16 protein-coding genes and 1 pseudogene are annotated in these 13,391 nt (G+C 63.2%); 12 read left to right on the top strand and 5 right to left on the bottom strand.

Going from position 1 to position 13,391, the window contains the following annotated elements; genetic code table 11:
* Window positions 1-71: 71 nt before the first annotated feature.
* The 3 genes and pseudogenes from AC04SH_RS20275 to AC04SH_RS20265 all read left to right on the top strand — a co-directional run bounded on the left by AC04SH_RS20275 (window position 72) and on the right by AC04SH_RS20265 (window position 1,420).
* Window positions 72-875, top strand: coding sequence for an alpha/beta hydrolase (locus AC04SH_RS20275; protein WP_488576368.1), 804 nt, complete (start codon window positions 72-74; stop codon window positions 873-875).
* Window positions 876-978: 103 nt separating this feature from the next.
* Window positions 979-1,164: pseudogene (locus tag AC04SH_RS20270) on the top strand (thiamine pyrophosphate-binding protein); the annotation flags it as partial.
* 55 nt (window positions 1,165-1,219) lie between these two features.
* Window positions 1,220-1,420, top strand: a complete 201-nt coding sequence (locus tag AC04SH_RS20265; protein ID WP_488576367.1) for a thiamine pyrophosphate-dependent enzyme — start codon at window positions 1,220-1,222, stop codon at window positions 1,418-1,420.
* Window positions 1,421-1,432: 12 nt separating this feature from the next.
* Here AC04SH_RS20265 and AC04SH_RS20260 read toward each other — a convergent pair whose 3' ends face one another.
* Entirely contained in the window at window positions 1,433-1,735 is a 303-nt protein-coding gene (locus AC04SH_RS20260; RefSeq protein WP_192258319.1) for a BolA family protein, read from the bottom strand.
* 168 nt (window positions 1,736-1,903) lie between these two features.
* Between AC04SH_RS20260 and AC04SH_RS20255 the strand changes: the two genes are divergently transcribed.
* The 6 genes from AC04SH_RS20255 to AC04SH_RS20230 all read left to right on the top strand — a co-directional run bounded on the left by AC04SH_RS20255 (window position 1,904) and on the right by AC04SH_RS20230 (window position 8,474).
* Complete coding sequence (locus AC04SH_RS20255) at window positions 1,904-2,533, top strand: J domain-containing protein (RefSeq protein ID WP_488576366.1); 630 nt, start codon at window positions 1,904-1,906, stop codon at window positions 2,531-2,533.
* A 123-nt stretch (window positions 2,534-2,656) separates the two neighbouring features.
* Window positions 2,657-3,643 (top strand): cobaltochelatase subunit CobS, encoded by a 987-nt coding sequence (cobS, locus tag AC04SH_RS20250; RefSeq protein ID WP_112393311.1) that lies wholly within the window; start codon window positions 2,657-2,659, stop codon window positions 3,641-3,643.
* Between the two features lie 78 nt (window positions 3,644-3,721).
* Complete coding sequence (locus AC04SH_RS20245) at window positions 3,722-4,108, top strand: hypothetical protein (RefSeq protein WP_477235948.1); 387 nt, start codon at window positions 3,722-3,724, stop codon at window positions 4,106-4,108.
* 9 nt (window positions 4,109-4,117) lie between these two features.
* A complete protein-coding gene (gene cobT, locus AC04SH_RS20240) occupies window positions 4,118-6,016 on the top strand; it encodes a cobaltochelatase subunit CobT (protein ID WP_477263107.1) in 1,899 nt (632 codons plus the stop codon).
* The gene (locus AC04SH_RS20235) at window positions 6,013-7,038 is read left to right on the top strand and encodes an esterase-like activity of phytase family protein (protein WP_488576365.1); all 1,026 of its coding nucleotides are present in this window, start codon (window positions 6,013-6,015) and stop codon (window positions 7,036-7,038) included. The genes cobT and AC04SH_RS20235 overlap by 4 nt, the downstream gene beginning before the upstream one ends.
* A gap of 131 nt (window positions 7,039-7,169) precedes the next feature.
* Window positions 7,170-8,474 (top strand): calcium-binding protein, encoded by a 1,305-nt coding sequence (locus AC04SH_RS20230; RefSeq protein WP_488576364.1) that lies wholly within the window; start codon window positions 7,170-7,172, stop codon window positions 8,472-8,474.
* A gap of 53 nt (window positions 8,475-8,527) precedes the next feature.
* Here AC04SH_RS20230 and AC04SH_RS20225 read toward each other — a convergent pair whose 3' ends face one another.
* From AC04SH_RS20225 to rpmB, 3 genes are all read right to left on the bottom strand, one after another.
* On the bottom strand, window positions 8,528-9,202 hold the full coding sequence (locus AC04SH_RS20225) for a polyamine aminopropyltransferase (RefSeq protein ID WP_488576363.1): 675 nt from the start codon (window positions 9,200-9,202) through the stop codon (window positions 8,528-8,530).
* Window positions 9,203-9,206: 4 nt separating this feature from the next.
* The gene (locus AC04SH_RS20220; protein ID WP_488576362.1) at window positions 9,207-9,887 is read right to left on the bottom strand and encodes a queuosine precursor transporter; all 681 of its coding nucleotides are present in this window, start codon (window positions 9,885-9,887) and stop codon (window positions 9,207-9,209) included.
* Between the two features lie 122 nt (window positions 9,888-10,009).
* Window positions 10,010-10,306 carry a 50S ribosomal protein L28 gene (gene rpmB / locus AC04SH_RS20215; protein ID WP_023670682.1) on the bottom strand — a complete coding sequence of 99 codons (297 nt, stop codon included), beginning with the start codon at window positions 10,304-10,306 and terminating at the stop codon, window positions 10,010-10,012.
* Between the two features lie 261 nt (window positions 10,307-10,567).
* On the opposite strand from rpmB, the gene AC04SH_RS20210 reads away from it, so the two are divergent.
* From AC04SH_RS20210 to AC04SH_RS20200, 3 genes are read left to right on the top strand one after another with little or no spacing between them, the layout of a single operon-like run.
* On the top strand, window positions 10,568-11,368 hold the full coding sequence (locus AC04SH_RS20210; RefSeq protein WP_488576361.1) for a DUF3108 domain-containing protein: 801 nt from the start codon (window positions 10,568-10,570) through the stop codon (window positions 11,366-11,368).
* 45 nt (window positions 11,369-11,413) lie between these two features.
* Window positions 11,414-12,301, top strand: a complete 888-nt coding sequence (yddG, locus tag AC04SH_RS20205) for an aromatic amino acid exporter YddG (RefSeq protein ID WP_488576360.1) — start codon at window positions 11,414-11,416, stop codon at window positions 12,299-12,301.
* Window positions 12,298-12,972: a lysoplasmalogenase gene (locus tag AC04SH_RS20200; RefSeq protein WP_488576359.1), complete on the top strand. Its 675-nt coding sequence runs from the start codon at window positions 12,298-12,300 to the stop codon at window positions 12,970-12,972. Before yddG ends, AC04SH_RS20200 begins: the two co-directional genes overlap by 4 nt.
* On the opposite strand, the gene AC04SH_RS20195 is transcribed toward AC04SH_RS20200, so the two are convergent.
* Complete coding sequence (locus AC04SH_RS20195) at window positions 12,947-13,381, bottom strand: cupin domain-containing protein (protein WP_488576358.1); 435 nt, start codon at window positions 13,379-13,381, stop codon at window positions 12,947-12,949. The two genes, AC04SH_RS20200 and AC04SH_RS20195, sit on opposite strands and share 26 nt — an antisense overlap.
* Between the last annotated feature and the right edge of the window lie 10 nt (window positions 13,382-13,391).

The raw sequence follows: 13,391 nt of genomic DNA, 5'->3' as shown, positions 1-13,391 counted from the left end.
GCATTACCAATCCTTCATTGGAACTTCGCGGCGCCACGATGCATTCTGCGACGGGTGACCAGGAGAGAATGATGATCGACCGGCGAACTCTGCTTCTGGCCTCACTGGCGGCGCTGTTGCCGGTCGGCGGCGCAACGGCTTCGGGGCGGCGGCCGTCTGCCCAGACCTTCGATTACGGACCGGCCAAGCTCGATATCTATGCACCCGAAAACGCCAGCGGCCTGCCGGTGGTGTTTTTCGTTCATGGCGGCACCTGGCAGTTCGGCAAACGCAGCCAGGTCGGCGCCAAGCCCGCCTTCCTGCTCGCCAACGGCTTCTGCTTCGTCTCCATCGACTATCGAATGTTGCCCGAGGCCGATGTCGCCGCCCAGGCCGGCGATGTTGAGAAGGCCTATGCCTATGTCAGGGCCAACATCGCCAAACATGGCGGCGATCCCGACCGCATCGTCGGCATGGGCCATTCGGCCGGCTGCCATTTGATCGCGCTTACCGGCATGCGCGGCGGGCTGCCCGGTGTGGCCGGGCTGATCCTCGACGATACCAGGGCTTATGATCTTGCGGCGCTTGAGAAAAGTGGCGGCATGGTCCGCGCTTATGCCCGCGTCTTTTCCGATCCTTCGCAATGGGCGACCCTGTCGCCGGCGAGCTATGTCGACGGGCGCAAGCATCCGCCGACCTTCATCGCCTACTCTCGCGCCGATGGCCGTGACGAGCAATCGACGGCCTTTGCCAAGCGCCTGCGCGCCACCGGCACAGCGGTGACGCTGTTCGACGGCAGCGCCTACACGCATATGTCGATCAACCATGATTTTGGCGAGGACGGCGATGCGTTGACGGCCGCCGCGCTGGCGTTCCTCAAATCGACGGTCAGCTGATCGCCGCGAGCGTGCTGGATCAGACCAAAAGTGCCGGGGGATATTGCCGAGCCGGCGCACCTAGGTGCATTGCTGCTGACTGTCGAACCGGGGGGAGAATTTCATGAATGGCGCCGACCTGCTGTGTGACGTGCTGCTGGCCAATCATGTCACCGTCTGTTTCGCCAACCCCGGCACGTCGGAAATGCATTTCGTTGCCGCACTCGACCGCAAGCCTGAGATGCGGTGCGTGCTCGGCCTGTTCGAGGGCGTAGTCACGGGTGCCGCCGACGGCTATGCGCGCATAGCTCGACGTGGTCACAATCGTGTTTTCCAACCGGACCTACGCCATCCTGCATGGTGAAATGACAAATGTCGGTGTGAATTCGATCGGCGAGAACGCCAGGCGCATGCTCGGTCTCGACCATCCCGCGCTGGAGTGGGTTGCACTGGCCAATGGCATGGGCGTCGAGGCGGCCCGCGCCGATACGTGCGAACGCTTCGACGCGCTGCTCGACAGCGCGCTTTCGCGCCCCGGACCGTTTCTGATCGAAGCAGTGATCTAAGGCGAAATCCGCCTACCAGCGGGTCTTTTCGCCGGGGGCGGCCGGTTCGATGGCCAGCGCATGGACGCCGGCCTTCAGCTCCGCCGCCAGCAATTCGTTGACGGCGCGGTGGCGGTCGATGCGGCTCATGCCGGCAAAGACGGGCGAGACGATGCGGACGCGAAAATGCGTCTCGCCGGTGCCGTCATAGGCGCCGTGATGGTCGGAGCCGTGGTGGTGGTGGCCGGCATGGAGGTGGCTTTCGTTGACGATAACCAGCCGCTCCGGCGAAAACGCCTTGTTCAGCTTGTCTTCCATGGTCGCCTGTATGGACATCGCCGTTTCCCTTCACCATATCTGCAAGGCGTGATCGGGAAATCGGGATCGATCTCGCCGGGCCGCCTCAAAAATCACCATTCGCCCTGCTTTATGCCGCGATTCAGCGGTTAGGGCGATCATCGCGAAAATGTCAATTCTTGTTTCGCACGTGCGAACAGCCCATAAATGGGTGAGATGAAACCGTACCCCAAATATTTCGAGAAGATTCGGATCCGTCCCGAAAAGGACGCGGAGCTGAAGTCGCGCTCGCCGATCTGCCAGTGGGACGGCTGCAAGGAGGCCGGCACCCATCGCGCGCCGGTCGGGCGCATGAAGGAAGGCGAGTATTTTCAGTTCTGCTTCGACCACGTGCGCGAATACAACAAGGGTTTCAACTACTTCTCCGGCGTGCCGGACACCGAGATCGCCCGCTTCCAGAAGGAGGCGATGACCGGCCACCGGCCGACGTGGAAGATGGGCATCGCCGGTGCCTCGACGCGCTCTTCCCCCGATATGGCGCAGATGCGCTCCGGCCGCGCCGGCTACTACAACCGCATGCGCGACCCTTTCGACCTGTTCAAAGGGCCGAAAGACCCGCGCGAGGCGCGCGAACGCAAGGCCAAGCCGCTTGAGGCCAAGGCGCTGGAAACGCTTGGCCTTGATACAAAGGCGACTGGCAAGGACATCAAGGCGCGCTATAAGGAACTGGTGAAGCGCCACCATCCGGATGCGAATGGCGGCGACAGAGGTTCGGAAGACCGGTTCCGCGATGTGCTGCAGGCCTATCGCGTGCTCAAGCAGGCGGGTTTGTGCTGAGCAACCCAACGGTTCGTGTCGTTTTCCAACTTTCATAAGGGTGGAAAAGGCTCTAAGACCGCCCCCGGACAAAATCGATTGCCGGCGAAATCAGGCTTTTCGCCCGTGGAGACGTGGATAGAGATGAACAAGGTCGATCGCGACATCGCCAATTTGCCGGACACGACGGTGTCGGTGAAGGAAAAATTCGGCTTCGAGTCCAAGATGGTGGTGCCGGCCTATTCGGTGACATCAGAACATGTGCCGGACATCGATCCGGACTATCTGTTCGACAAGGCGACGACGCTGGCGATCCTTGCCGGCTTTGCCTACAACCGCCGCGTCATGGTGTCGGGCTATCACGGCACCGGCAAGTCGACCCATATCGAACAGGTCGCCGCCCGCCTCAACTGGCCTTGCGTGCGCGTCAACCTCGACAGCCATGTCAGCCGTATCGACCTTGTCGGCAAGGATGCCATCGTCGTCAAGGACGGGCTGCAAATCACTGAATTCCGCGACGGCATCCTGCCCTGGGCCTACCAGCACAATGTCGCGCTGTGCTTCGACGAGTATGACGCCGGACGTCCGGACGTGATGTTCGTCATCCAGCGCGTGCTGGAATCGTCAGGCCGCCTGACGCTGCTCGACCAGAGCCGGGTCATCCGTCCGCATCCGGCGTTCCGGCTGTTTTCGACCGCCAACACGGTCGGTCTCGGCGACACCACGGGCCTCTATCACGGCACGCAGCAGATCAACCAGGCGCAGATGGATCGCTGGTCGATCGTCACGACGCTGAACTATTTGCCGCACGACAATGAGGTGAACATCGTTCTGGCCAAGGCCAAGCACTATCGCGACGGCAAGGGCAAGGACATCGTCAACAAGATGGTGCGCGTCGCCGACATGACGCGCTCGGCCTTCATCAATGGCGACTTGTCGACCGTGATGAGCCCGCGTACCGTCATCACCTGGGCCGAAAATGCCGAGATCTTCGGCAATATCGGCATGGCGTTCCGGCTGACCTTCCTCAACAAATGCGACGAGCTGGAGCGGTCGGTGGTGGCCGAGTTCTACCAGCGCGCCTTCGGCGAGGATTTGCCCGAGAGCGCCGCCAACGTGGTGCTGGGGTAACATCGCTCCATGGGAACAACCGGTCGGACGTTCCTGTGGGGCTTCTCAATCCTCTGCTTTGGTCTCTCTCAGGCAGCTATGGCCCAGAACGAACCCTTCAAACCTGGGCAGACCTGGACCTATCACGGTGCGACGCCAATATCGTCGCGGGTGATCATAGGCGCAGTCGACAATCTGGAAGGCGAAGATCAACCGATCGTGTCGATTTCAGTTACCGATGCGCCGATACCGAATGACGGAAAGCCGCTGCAAACCGTTCCCCACCTTCCTGTGGCGGCTGACGTGCTCAGGGAGAGTGTGGTTGAGCTTGAGGGGACTGCACCAATTCCCGATGGCTTCGGCCATGGATACAGCCTGTGGAGACAGGCATATGACAGCGGCAAGGGAGGCTATTTTACAATCTCGGTGCAAGAGATTGTTGGTATCCTGCGCACTCAGCTCGGCCAGCAGCCGGCGGCGAATTAGAGATAGATAATGGCGGGTCCGGGCGACAACACGCGCAACAAGTCGAAGACGGGGTCTGAAGCCGACAGCTTCAAGCGCGCCGTCACCGTCTGCATGCGCGCCATTGCCGGTGACAAGGAACTCGAAGTCGGTTTCGCCAAGGACAGGCCCGCACTTGCCGGCAGCCGTGCCCGTTTGCCTGAATTGCCGAAGAAAGCCTCGAAGGAGGATATCGCGATTACCCGCGGGCTCGGCGATTCCATGGCGCTGAAGCGGGCCTGCCACGATCAGCGCATCCACACCAAGCTGGCGCCGGAAGGCAAGCTGGCGCGTTCGATCTATGACGCGGTCGAACAGGCGCGTGTCGAGGCGATCGGCAGCCGTGCCATGCAAGGCGTTGCCGACAATATCGGCTCGATGCTGGAAGACAAATACGCCAAGGCCAACCTTGTCGACGTCAAGGACAAGGCCGACGCGCCGATCGAGGAAGCACTCGCGCTCATGGTGCGCGAGAAGCTGACCGGCCGCCCGATCCCGAAGAGCGGCGAGCGGCTGGTCGAACTTTGGCGGCCCTGGGTCGAGGAGAAGGCCAAGGCCGACCTCGATGGTCTCTCGGCCAAACTCGGCGACCAGCAGGCCTTCGCCCGCGTCGTGCGTGACATGCTGGCGTCCATGGAGATGGCCGAGGAACTCGGCGACGACCAGGAGACCGAAGACTCCGAGGACAATGACGAGAACCAGCCGCAAGGCGAGGAGCAAAGCGAGGAGGGCGGCGAAGACGATTCCGGCTCCGAGCAGTCGCAGTCCGAGGATGCCGAGGCCTCGGCTGACGACGAACAGTCGTCCGAGACGGAGGCGTCAGACGCCACCGCCGACGACCTCTCCGACGATGACGATGCAGACGCCGAGACGCCCGGCGAGGCGCGCCGCAACGACAATCCCTTCACCAATCTGCCAAAAGAGATCGACTACAAGGTCTTTACCACTGCCTTCGACGAGACGGTCGGCGCGGAAGAGCTATGCGAGGAGGAAGAACTCGACCGGCTGCGTGCCTTCCTCGACAAGCAACTGGCCAATCTCTCCGGCGTCGTCGGCCGGCTCGCCAACCGGCTGCAACGGCGCCTGATGGCGCAGCAGAACCGCTCCTGGGATTTCGACCTCGAAGAGGGCTACCTCGATCCGGCCCGGCTGGTGCGTGTCGTCATCGACCCGATGCAGCCGCTGTCGTTCAAGCAGGAGCGCGATACCAAATTCCGCGACACGGTGGTGACGCTGGTGCTCGACAATTCGGGCTCGATGCGCGGCCGGCCGATCACGGTTGCCGCCACCTGCGCCGACATTCTGGCGCGCACGCTGGAGCGGTGCGGCGTCTCGGTCGAGATTCTCGGCTTCACCACAAGGGCGTGGAAGGGCGGCCAGGCGCGCGAGAAGTGGCTGAAGGACGGCAAGCCGCCAAATCCCGGACGGCTCAACGATCTGCGCCACATCATCTACAAATCTGCCGACCATCCTTGGCGGCGGGCCAGGCGCAATCTCGGCCTGATGATGCGCGAGGGCCTGCTCAAGGAAAACATCGACGGCGAGGCGCTGCTGTGGGCGCACAACCGGCTGATCGCCCGGCCCGAACAGCGCAAGATCCTGATGATGATCTCGGACGGCGCGCCGGTCGACGATTCGACGCTGTCGGTCAATCCGGGCAATTATCTCGAGCGCCATCTGCGCGCCGTCATCGAGCTGATCGAGACGCGCTCGCCGGTGGAGCTTCTAGCCATCGGCATCGGCCACGACGTCACCCGCTATTACCGGCGCGCCGTCACCATTGTCGATGCCGAGGAACTGGCCGGCGCCATGACCGAGCAGCTGGCCTCGCTGTTTGCCGAGGAAAACGCGCGCGACACGCGCCGCGGCGGCTATCGGCGCGCCGGATGATCTTTTTGCGTGGTGGCTTCAGGCAGACGTTTTTCGCCGCCACTGCCTTGTTTGGCATGGCTTTGGCGCCAGCCATCGCCGCCGGGCCAAGCGCGATCGAGCCGGTCGAAGTCTCGGCCCGACCGATCAGCAACTTCCATATAGGCAGCGCCGACAAACAGTTCGGTCCGCTGGAGTTCGTCGGCGGTCTTGAGATGACCTCGACGACGCGCGATTTCGGCGCGCTGTCGGCGTTTCGCTTCCTCAAACCCGGCAGTGATTTCATCGGCGTCGCCGATACAGGCTTCTGGTTTTTCGGCACCATAGCCCACGACGCCGACAAGCGGCCGTCCGGCATCCAGAATTTCCGCATGCAACAGATGGTCGATGCCTCGGGACGGCCGATCGACAAGAAATGGCAGGTCGACGCCGAGGGCCTGGCGGTCAAGGATGGCATCGCTACCGTCGGCTTCGAGCGCGACCAGCGCGTCGCCCAGTTCAAGATCGACCCCGACAATATGAAGGCGCCGTTCAAGCAGCTGAATTTCCTGGTTCCAGCCCGGGAACTTAGGCAGAACCGTGGCTTCGAGACTGTCACCCACGCCAATCCCTACGGCCAGCACGAGGGCGGGTTGGTCGTGGTTTCGGAAAAGAGCCTGGACAAGGCCGGCAACATCTATGCCGCCATCATCGAAGGGCCACACAAGGGCGTCTTTACCGTCAAGCGCAATGGCGATTTCGATATCACCGACGGCGCCTTCCTGCCGGACGGCGACCTTCTGCTTCTGGAGCGCAGTTTCTCGATGGCCGGCGGGGTGAAGATGCGGCTCAGACGCATCTATGGCGAAAGCGTCGAGAAGGGCGCTGTCGCCGACGGACCGGTGCTGATGGAAGCCGATATGGGCTATCAGATCGACAATATGGAAGGGCTCGACGTCTGGACCCGCGACGACGGCGCGGTGATGGTGTCGCTGATCTCGGACGACAACCACTCGATCCTGCAGCGCAACCTCTATCTGGAATTCATCCTGCACCAGGATTGAGCCGACCGGATTTCTGCTTTCCCGTCTGCAACCATGCACGGTTTGGTAACGCCGAATCGGCAAACTGCCTTGCAATCCCTGGTTTCAGTCGGGCGACGCCTGTCTGGAACCGTGCAACCGGTTCCGGACCCATGACGAGCGCCTCATCCGTATCCCGACAGCAGGTGGCCCTGCAATTGCTGCTCAGAGGCGGTTCCGGTGAGAAGCCGAAACCGATCGGCCTCCTGACCGATGGTCCAAGCCTTCGCAGAGGCGACAGCGCCCAGCAAAGTGCGTTGGCGAGGATCATCAAGCTGTCGATTGAAGGCGCCGGGAGCAGCGACGGCTTCCTGCTCGTTATGCCCGTCAATGCCGAGTTTATCGAAACCGGATCCGGCAACGACACCGTCAACATCATGTCGTCCGGCGACGATACCGCACCGAACTACGTCTCGCTGGGCGACGGAAACGATCGGCTCAATCTGGTGTCGACTGAAGACGCCACCTCCGACTATTGGCAGGGAAAGACCGCACCGGGCGCTGTCGTGACGAACACGATGGTCGGTGGCAAAGAAATCGCCGTCGTCATACCCAGTGGTCGTGGCATCTTCGCCGGCGCCGGCAATGATGTCGTCAACATTGCTGCCGGACGGGATGTCTATAACGTCTCCGCCGGCGAAGGCGATGACGCGCTCGCCGTTTCTGCAGGACGGGATATCTCGGGAATCTGGGGCGGCGACGGACGCGATGTGCTTGCCCTTGCGGGCGGAATGAACATCGACAACATAACCGGCGACGCCGGCGACGACATCATCACCGTTGCTGCAGGCAACGAAGCGCGCGGTATTTCAGGCGGCCAAGGCCGCGACATCATCACCGCCGCCGCCGGGCAGAGGGTCGATGGCATCTCCGGCGGCCAGGGCTCCGACATCATCACGATCGCGAGCGGTCAGGCCGTCTTTGGCGTCTACGGAGGCGATGACGACGACGCCATCGCCATCGCCGCCGCCAAGGTCGATCGCGTCGAGGGTGGCAGCGGCGACGATACGATCAGGATCAACGCGCGCATCGCCGACGCCATTTCAGGCGGGCTGGGCGACGATCGGATCGATCTCACCGGCACGGATAAGGCCAAGCTGTTCTTCGATCGCGGCGACGGCAAGGATGTCGTCCGGGTTGCCGGAGAGACAACGATCGTCTTCGCCGAGCGTTCAATCGACGACGCCGACATCAGCTATGGCGACGGCAAGATCACCATCTCCTTTGCCGACACTGGCGACTCCGTGACGCTGGATTACAGCGGCGCGACGTTGAAAGGACCCACGCCCGAGGTGAGCTTTGAAGACCCAGGTCACCTCGACGTCCGTCGCGAGGCGCCGCATGGCTGGAATGCTTCCACCTTGTACCGGTATTTCGACGCGCACGGCGCGGGCGGCTTCTCGCTCACCCTGAGATAAGGCGCCGGCTCCCTGGCTCTTGCTGCCGATGATCTCAGTTTCGCCCGGCAGGCTTATCGCGGGTTGGTTGCGATCCAGATGACATGGCGGGCGCCGCGCTTGCCATTGGCGCGCGTCTTCACCTCGGCCACGGCAAAACCAGCCTGCTTCAGCCTGCGCGTGAAGCCGCTGTCCGGCCCTTGCGACCACACCGCCAGCACACCGCCGGGCTTCAATGCGGCACGCGCCGCGCCGAGGCCGGCGGCGCCGTAGAGGGCGTCATTGCTCTTGTAGACGATGCCATCGGGACCATTGTCGACGTCGAGCAGGATGGCGTCCCAGGCCGCCTTGTCGGATGTTATGACGTGTCCGACATCGGCCTCGCGGACGCTCACACGGGGATCGTCGAGACAGCCGGCAAACAGCGCTGCCAAAGGGCCGCGCGCCCACGCAATGACCGCCGGGACAAGCTCGGCGACGGTGATGCCTGCGTCGGCGCCAAGTTCGGCAAGCGCTGCGCGCAGCGTAAAGCCCATGCCGAGGCCGCCGATCAGGATTTTCGGTCGGCTGTGTCCGGCAATCCTGTCGCAGGACAGTTTTGCCAGCGCCTCTTCTGAGCCGCTGAGGCGGCTGTTCATCAGCTCGTTTGTACCGAGCATGATCGAAAATTCAGTTCCGCGCTGCTTGAGGCGCAATTCCTGGCCGCCGTCCGGCGTTTTGGCCGAGTCGAGCTGGACCCAAGGGATCACAGCGTTAAGCGGCCACGGCCGGCTGGCTCCAGCGAGCGGCGAGCAGCCGGTAGGGGATCAGCGCCACCACGGCGATGATCAGCTTCACCGAGAGGTCGCCGAGCGCCCAGGACACCCAGCGCATGGTCTCGACCGGCAGCACGCCCATCAGCGGCGCCGTCTCCAGCGCGAAGCTGTCGTTCGGGCCGGCGAAGGCGAAGAGGGCGGAAAAGGCGACGCTGAAGAACACCAGCGTGTCGAACACCGAGCCGACCAGCGTGCCGACGATCGGGGCGCGCCACCAGCTCTGCCGGCGCAGCCGGTTGAACACGGTCACATCAAGCAATTGCGCGCAAAGGAACGCCGCACCCGAAGCCGCCGCAATGCGCACCAGCCGGTCGGCTGCGGTCTCGAATTCGATTAGCCCGTGGCGAAACAGGAAGGGCGGGACGAGGATCGAGCAGATCACCGCGGTCATGAAGCCGACAAAGACGATGCGGCGCGCCACGGTCGGGCCGTAGCGGCGGTTGGCAAGGTCGGTGACCAGGAAGGAGAAGGGGTAGGTGAAGGCGCCCCAGGTCAGGATGTCGGCCAGCGACAGGCCGCCGACCTGGCCCTGCATCGGGAACTGCACGAGAATGTTCGATGCCACGACGACAAGCGCCATGGCGGCCACAAAGGGCAGATATCGCGAGAAGGAAGTCATTTTTTTATCCTGGGTAATGGAACCAGCCAGGCGCTATCCGAAATGCGGATCGCGCTGCCTTGCAAGTTTTGAGCACCGGATCGCTCCGATGCGCAAGGCGGTCGTCCCCCGCCTTAATCTCTTTAAGCGGCGGGCTGGTCGGCCAGCTTCTTGGCGATCTGCTTCTTCAAGAGGCGCGCACGCTGCGACAATTCCTTGGCGTCGGCCTTGGCCAGGAAGGCATCGAGGCCACCGCGATGCTCGACCGAACGCAGCGCGTTGGCCGAAATGCGCAGGCGCACATTCTGGTTCAGCGCTTCCGAAATCAGCGTCACATTGACGAGGTTCGGCAGGAAGCGGCGCTTGGTCTTGTTGTTGGCGTGGCTCACATTGTTGCCGGTCTGGACTGCCTTGGCAGTGAGTTCGCAGGTACGGGACATGGTTCTAACCTTCAGTTCTTTCTAAGCCTGCCAAACCATTTTCGCCCGCGCCGGGCGGCGCGCGGTTTTAGTCAGGCGGCCTTATGGAAAAGTTGGCGTTCCATAGTTGCATTTCGCCGAGGCGTCAAGCTCCGGCTTCCCTCGGGATGCGGCGGTCCTTTCATATAAAGGCCGAAATTCAGCCTATAAGCGGGCGCATAGGGACATGCCAGGCCGGAGTTGCCCATCTGCGGCCTGAAAATTCAAGGAACGATCCCCGCCATGCTTCGCCCGCCACATGCCGTTGTCGCCATGCTTGCCGCTGCCTTGCCGACGTCAGCCCTCGCCGCCGCGCCGGCAACTGCCCCGCAGTCCTTCAAGGGCGAATATACCGTGTCGTTCCTCGGCCTTTCGGTGGCCAAGGCGAAATTTAACAGCCACTACGAAGGCGATAGCTATTCCATCGACGGCACGGTCTCCAGCGCCGGTATCGCCACCTTGTTCGACGATACGAGCGGCACGATCTCGTCAACGGGCAAGATCCTGGGCAAGCAGATGCAGCCGCAGGCGTTTCGCGCCGATTATAAGTCCGGCAAGAAGGCTTCCGTCGTCGATATCCGCTTTGCCAATGGCGCGGTTACCGCCACCCAGGTCATCCCCGAACCGAAGAAGCGCAATCCCAAGACCTGGATACCGCTGGGTGGCAACGATCTGACATCGGTACTCGACCCGATGGCCGCCACCGTCATCCATGCCGACAGCCTCGACAAGGTCTGCGGGCGCAAGGTGAAGTTCTATGATGGCGAGATGCGCGCCGACCTGACGCTGACCTATGCCTCGAAAGGCTCGATCTCGGTCAAGGGCTACAAGGGCGACACCGTCACCTGCAAGATGAGCTTCGAGCCGGTGGCGGGCTACCGAAAGGGCCGCAAGGCGCTGAATTACCTGAAGAACAAGAGCAAGATGATGGTGACGTTTGCACCGCTCGGCCAAACCGGCGTATATGCGCCGATCCACGCCACGGTCGGGACGCAGATAGGCACCTTGACCGTCAGCGCGGGGCGGTTCGAAGCAACAGAATAGGCGCGCCCACCCGAATTGAAATGGGGCGCGCCGCCGGAGACGGGCATGGGGCGCGCAACACTGATCGGTTTCTCGGCGGTCGCCATGTGGGCGCTGCTGGCATTGCTCACCGACGCCTCGGGCGCCGTGCCGCCTTTCCTTTTGTCGGCCATCACCTTCACCATCGGCACCGCGGTCGGGCTGGTCGCCCGGCTGTTCATGCCGGCGACCGACAAAAGCCAGAAGATCCCGCGCCAGGTCTGGCTGATCGGCATTGCCGGCCTGTTCGGCTACCACTTCTTCTACTTCACCGCGCTGCGCAACGCGCCGGCGGTGGAGGCAAGCCTGATCGCCTATCTGTGGCCGCTGCTGATCGTGCTCGGCTCGGCGCTGATGCCGGGCGAGAAGCTGGCCTGGAACCATGTCGTCGGCGCGCTGCTTGGGCTGGCCGGCACTGTCCTCATCGTCACCAAGGGTGGCGGTCTTGCCTTCGATGCGCGCTATGCCTTCGGCTATGCGATGGCGGCGGTCTGCGCGCTGCTGTGGTCGTCCTATTCGCTGCTGTCGCGGCGTTTTCCGGCGGTGCCGACCTCGATCGTCACCTGGTTCTGTGCAGCCACGGCAGCGCTGTCCCTCGTCTGCCATCTGTTGCTGGAAAAGACGGTGCTGCCCGATGGCCTCGGCCAGTGGCTGGCGGTGCTTGGTCTCGGGCTGATGCCGGTGGGCGCCGCCTTTTACGCCTGGGACATCGGCGTCAAGCGCGGCAACATCCAGGTGCTGGGGGCTGCCAGCTATGCGGCGCCGCTTCTGTCGACCCTGGTGCTGATAGCGGCCGGCGTCGCCGAGCCGTCGCTGCGTATCCTCGCCGCCTGCGTGCTGATCACCGGCGGGGCGGCCCTGGCGGCGAAGTCGCTGTTCCTGCTCAAGCCGGCTGAGATCGGAGCCAAGGCATGACGATGCCGTTTGCCGGCGGCATCGACGCCAATGCCAATGCGACATTGATTTTTTCGCTGGTGGCGGCGGTGATCTACGCCTTCACCCTGGATATGCGGCCGACGCTTGCCCGCTCGGCGGCAAAGACGCTGTCCGTGGCCATGCTTGCGGTGCTCGCCTTCATGCAAGGTGGGCCGTTGCTGCTCGTCGCGGCGCTGGCCCTCAGCGCCGTCGGCGATGCTTTTCTGTCGCGTGACGGCGAGACGCCTTTCCTCGGCGGGCTGGCCAGTTTCCTGGCGGCGCATATCCTCTATGTGCCGCTCTTCCTGCGCAGCGGCGGCAGGCTGGATGTGCTGGGCACCGAGACATGGCGCGGCGCCATCGCACTCGCCATGGCGGCATTCGTGGTCGTCATGCTGGCGGCACTCTGGCGCCGTGTCGGCCCCGGCCTGCGGATGCCGATTGCCGTCTATATCGCCGCCATTCTGGCGATGGGCATTTCGGCGCTGACGCTGGACAATCCGTGGGTCATCGGCGGTGCCGTGCTGTTCATGGCGTCGGACGGGCTGCTTGCCACGGAAAAATTCCTGGTGCCGGCCATCGCGCCCTATCGCGCCGGCATCCGCTATGCCGTCTGGGTGCTGTATTACGCAGCCCAGCTGGCGATTACGCTTGGCTTTTTGCTGAGCTAGGTTCCCAGCCGGGTTCTGCCATCTCGAAGGCGGCGAAGTCGAAGCCCGGCGCCACGGTGCAGCCGACCAGGGTCCATTCGCCGAGGCTGCGTGCCGATTGCCACCAGCCGGCCGGCACCACGATCTGCGGCCGCTCGCCCGCCGCAAGTTCAATGCCGAGCACCTGCTCGATCACGGCACTGCCTTCCTCGCACATCGACAGCGCCAGCGGTGCGCCGGCGTGGAAATGCCAGACCTCGGCCGCGTCCTTGACCCGGTGCCAGGCCGAAATCTGGTCCTGCTCCAGGAGGAAATAAATCGCCGTCGAATGGCCGCGCCCGGCGCCGTCGCGAAAGGTCTCGGCATACCAGCCGCCTTCCGGATGCGCCTTGAGGCCAAGCGTGGCGATGATTTCAGCGGCGCTGGTCATGGCTGCTCCC

Source organism: Mesorhizobium sp. CNPSo 4688 (assembly GCF_057784295.1).
This window is presented reverse-complemented; position numbering and strand designations above follow the sequence as displayed.

Excerpts from the sequence above, each read along its gene's own strand:
- AC04SH_RS20275 (WP_488576368.1), top strand. The coding sequence starts at position 72 with ATGATCGACCGGCGAACTCTGCTTCTGGCCTCACTGGCGGCGCTGTTG.
- AC04SH_RS20265 (WP_488576367.1), top strand. The coding sequence starts at position 1,220 with ATGACAAATGTCGGTGTGAATTCGATCGGCGAGAACGCCAGGCGCATG.
- AC04SH_RS20260 (WP_192258319.1), bottom strand. The coding sequence starts at position 1,735 with ATGTCCATACAGGCGACCATGGAAGACAAGCTGAACAAGGCGTTTTCG.
- AC04SH_RS20255 (WP_488576366.1), top strand. The coding sequence starts at position 1,904 with ATGGGTGAGATGAAACCGTACCCCAAATATTTCGAGAAGATTCGGATC.
- cobS (WP_112393311.1), top strand. The coding sequence starts at position 2,657 with ATGAACAAGGTCGATCGCGACATCGCCAATTTGCCGGACACGACGGTG.
- AC04SH_RS20245 (WP_477235948.1), top strand. The coding sequence starts at position 3,722 with ATGGCCCAGAACGAACCCTTCAAACCTGGGCAGACCTGGACCTATCAC.
- cobT (WP_477263107.1), top strand. The coding sequence starts at position 4,118 with ATGGCGGGTCCGGGCGACAACACGCGCAACAAGTCGAAGACGGGGTCT.
- AC04SH_RS20235 (WP_488576365.1), top strand. The coding sequence starts at position 6,013 with ATGATCTTTTTGCGTGGTGGCTTCAGGCAGACGTTTTTCGCCGCCACT.
- AC04SH_RS20230 (WP_488576364.1), top strand. The coding sequence starts at position 7,170 with ATGACGAGCGCCTCATCCGTATCCCGACAGCAGGTGGCCCTGCAATTG.
- AC04SH_RS20220 (WP_488576362.1), bottom strand. The coding sequence starts at position 9,887 with ATGACTTCCTTCTCGCGATATCTGCCCTTTGTGGCCGCCATGGCGCTT.
- rpmB (WP_023670682.1), bottom strand. The coding sequence starts at position 10,306 with ATGTCCCGTACCTGCGAACTCACTGCCAAGGCAGTCCAGACCGGCAAC.
- AC04SH_RS20210 (WP_488576361.1), top strand. The coding sequence starts at position 10,568 with ATGCTTCGCCCGCCACATGCCGTTGTCGCCATGCTTGCCGCTGCCTTG.
- yddG (WP_488576360.1), top strand. The coding sequence starts at position 11,414 with ATGGGGCGCGCAACACTGATCGGTTTCTCGGCGGTCGCCATGTGGGCG.
- AC04SH_RS20200 (WP_488576359.1), top strand. The coding sequence starts at position 12,298 with ATGACGATGCCGTTTGCCGGCGGCATCGACGCCAATGCCAATGCGACA.
- AC04SH_RS20195 (WP_488576358.1), bottom strand. The coding sequence starts at position 13,381 with ATGACCAGCGCCGCTGAAATCATCGCCACGCTTGGCCTCAAGGCGCAT.